Source organism: Oceanivirga salmonicida (assembly GCF_001517915.1).
GTDB classification, from domain to species: Bacteria; Fusobacteriota; Fusobacteriia; order Fusobacteriales; family Leptotrichiaceae; genus Oceanivirga; species Oceanivirga salmonicida.
In genome coordinates this window covers 1-2,753 of sequence record NZ_LOQI01000115.1, presented here as the reverse complement: position 1 = coordinate 2,753, position 2,753 = coordinate 1, and the positions used below count along the sequence as shown (strand labels likewise).

General features: G+C 21.1%; 5 protein-coding genes. All 5 read right to left on the bottom strand.

Going from position 1 to position 2,753, the window contains the following annotated elements; translation table 11 throughout:
• Positions 1–767, bottom strand: a 767-nt coding sequence (locus AWT72_RS08400; RefSeq protein ID WP_156413127.1) for a hypothetical protein, incomplete at its 3' end; no start/stop codon positions are given.
• The gene (locus tag AWT72_RS08395; RefSeq protein WP_156413126.1) at positions 757–906 is read right to left on the bottom strand and encodes a hypothetical protein; all 150 of its coding nucleotides are present in this window, start codon (positions 904–906) and stop codon (positions 757–759) included. The genes AWT72_RS08395 and AWT72_RS08400, both read right to left, overlap by 11 nt.
• On the bottom strand, positions 899–1,774 hold the full coding sequence (locus tag AWT72_RS08390) for a hypothetical protein (RefSeq protein ID WP_067143555.1): 876 nt from the start codon (positions 1,772–1,774) through the stop codon (positions 899–901). The genes AWT72_RS08395 and AWT72_RS08390 overlap by 8 nt, the downstream gene beginning before the upstream one ends.
• A complete protein-coding gene (locus AWT72_RS08385) occupies positions 1,774–2,454 on the bottom strand; it encodes a hypothetical protein (RefSeq protein ID WP_067143552.1) in 681 nt (226 codons plus the stop codon). The genes AWT72_RS08390 and AWT72_RS08385 overlap by 1 nt, the downstream gene beginning before the upstream one ends.
• 77 nt (positions 2,455–2,531) lie before the next feature.
• The coding region (locus AWT72_RS09825; protein ID WP_197407651.1) for a hypothetical protein at positions 2,532–2,753 on the bottom strand (222 nt) is incomplete at its 5' end.

The window sequence follows — 2,753 nt, the reverse complement described above, 5'->3', positions numbered from 1 at the left end:
TTATTATAATTTTTTCTTATCCTTTTTAAATAATTTTCATTTTTAAATAAATTTACTGCATCAATAAATTTTTCTTTATTCGATTCTAGAGAATATAAAGCTATACTTATTAATAAATATTTGTTATCATCTTCAAAATATTGTGAAAAATTTAATTCATCGTATTTTGTTTGTTTATTTATATATTTTAAATATATATTCCTTAAATATGATATATCAGAAGATTTATTTTGTGTAATTTTTATATTTGAGCATTCTTTAAAATTACTTTCATTAACTTTATTTTTTGATATTAAATAACATTTGTCTCTATATAAAAATCTATCTCTATTTTCACTTATATTTATATCTTCTAATCCAATATATATTACTGGGGTTTGCCAATCAATAATATTAAACTTATTTTTGGTTTTCAATAAATATTCATCAATAATATTTTCAATTTCTTCAAAATTATTACCAATATTCTTATCATACAAATATTTATTAAGTATATATTGTTTAATAAATACATTATAAATATATTCTTCAATATTTCTAGTTGTATAACCTATCTGGTGCTTATATTTAGTTTTATACTTATATTTTTTCAATTTAATAGTTTCAAAAGTAGCATTAAATCTTGGAACATATTCATAATCAAACTCATTTTCAGGTAATATTATATTATATTTTTTTAAATCTCTAACTACATCTGATTTATTTCTACTAAAGCAAGAATTTAATGTTAACATAAATATAATAAATAATATAATTTTATTTTTCAATTTTTTTAGTCTCCTTTTTTCCATCTTCTAAAATAAAATATCCTAAATATTTTGATTTTTCTGAAAAATGAAATCCTTTCAATAAATCCCAATCAAATTTAATATCCAATCTTTTTATTTTTTCTATTGTTCTATTCATATATTGCAAATGTAAAAGTATCTTTATTATAGTATTTTTCAAATTCTTTATATACTTCTTTTATTCCCTTTACTCTTTCTGGTGTATGTCTCATATATTCTTCTCTTATATCAACTTCAAAAATCCAATATCTCTTTTTTTTAGCTTCATCATACACTTTTTTCTGAATATACATTATCAATACTGGATAATCTCCCATATAATCTATATATTTCTCCCAATCTATATCTTCATACTTTACTTTTTCATTAAAAAATTGTTTTTCTCGTTCTAAACCTTTTTCATAATCTTTTAAATTATCTTCATCAATTGGATTTATAACATAATTTTTTATATTAGCATTCCTATATTTACGATAATAAAATTTTTCGTTCTTTTTACTAAAATCAAGATTTCTTAATATTTCTATTTCAAATTTTATTGCTTCCCCATTTTCCCAATTTTCTCCCAAAAATACTTTAAATATTTTTTCTTTATTTTTTTGTATATATTCATCTATTTTTTCAAAATGATTTCCTTTTGATTTATCATATAACAATTCATTTATTATATATGTTTTTTCTCCTGTAATATGTAAATCTTCAGGGTATCTATCTCTTTTGAAAGTTGTGCTATATTCATTTTCAAAATAATTTGTTTTAAGTTTTTCTGTTTGAATATACTCTACTGGATAATTTTTTCCTCCTTCAGGGTCTGTCCCATAACTAGTCGCTCCAATTTTTATATTTTTTTTATTCATTATTATATTTTTTTCTTCTTCATATTTATTTAAAAGTCCTTCTTTATATAAATATGGTTCAATATAAACACAAGTTCCCAATGATACTAACATAAATACCAAAAATAATATGATTAAACCCCTTTTCATTATTTATTAACCTCTCTTTTTCTTGAATGATAAAGTCTATTTATTATATCATCAGGAATACCTAATTTATGTGAATCGTAAATTCTACTAATACTTGTTATTAATTCTGCATATTTTTTTACATTTTCATCTTTAAATAACTCATTAATTCTAGCTAAATCACTATAATAATCTGGTGAATATTTATCAAGTTTGCTAGATATTTTTAATAATTCTGCAACTTTTGGTTCTTTTTCTAATTTTTCCAATTTTTCTTTTTTCAAATAATATAAATTAGTACTATTTTCATATGCAAATGCTTTGTTATAAAACACAACTCCACGATAAAAAGGCGAACTCATCTTTTTACCATTTACTACTTTTACTACATTTAAAGGTGTTATATTAATTTTTATGTTTTTAGGTATAATATCCATCATATCGTATAATCCAGTTAAATCTCTTTCTTTTCTATTTTCCTTAATTGCCAATTCATGTTCTTCTCTTTGCCTTTTTCCTGACATTAGCATAGTTTCAAGCTTTTCTACATTAGCAGGATCAACTGTTATAGCTTGTGTATTTTTCATCATAAGATTTATATATTTTGCTATTCCTCCCCCTAATGAATGTCCTACTACTAATATCACTTTATCTTGTATACCTACTTCTGTTACATAATCTTCTAATTCTTTATGTGCCACTAAATATAAAGATTATTAATAGTTTTACTATATTTTTCATTTTTATAATACTATTCCTCTATTTTTTTAAATATTAATTATTCAGGCTCAAAAATTGCAACTTCAATTATTTCTGAATTATAATATGATTTTATTTTTTCTTTTAATTCTTTTTTTTCATTTTCTGAAAGTTCAATTACATTATTTGAAGTATCCAAAAATCCGTATATGTATACAAAATAATATTTTTGTTTATTTATATATTCCCACCAATCTATATTTGGAAACACTCTAGGTTCTTCAAAATATTTCTTTGCAAT

What these genes read in the sequence shown, in the direction of transcription:
- AWT72_RS08395 (WP_156413126.1), bottom strand. Translation starts at nt 906, where the DNA reads ATGAATAGAACAATAGAAAAAATAAAAAGATTGGATATTAAATTTGAT.
- AWT72_RS08390 (WP_067143555.1), bottom strand. Translation starts at nt 1,774, where the DNA reads ATGAAAAGGGGTTTAATCATATTATTTTTGGTATTTATGTTAGTATCA.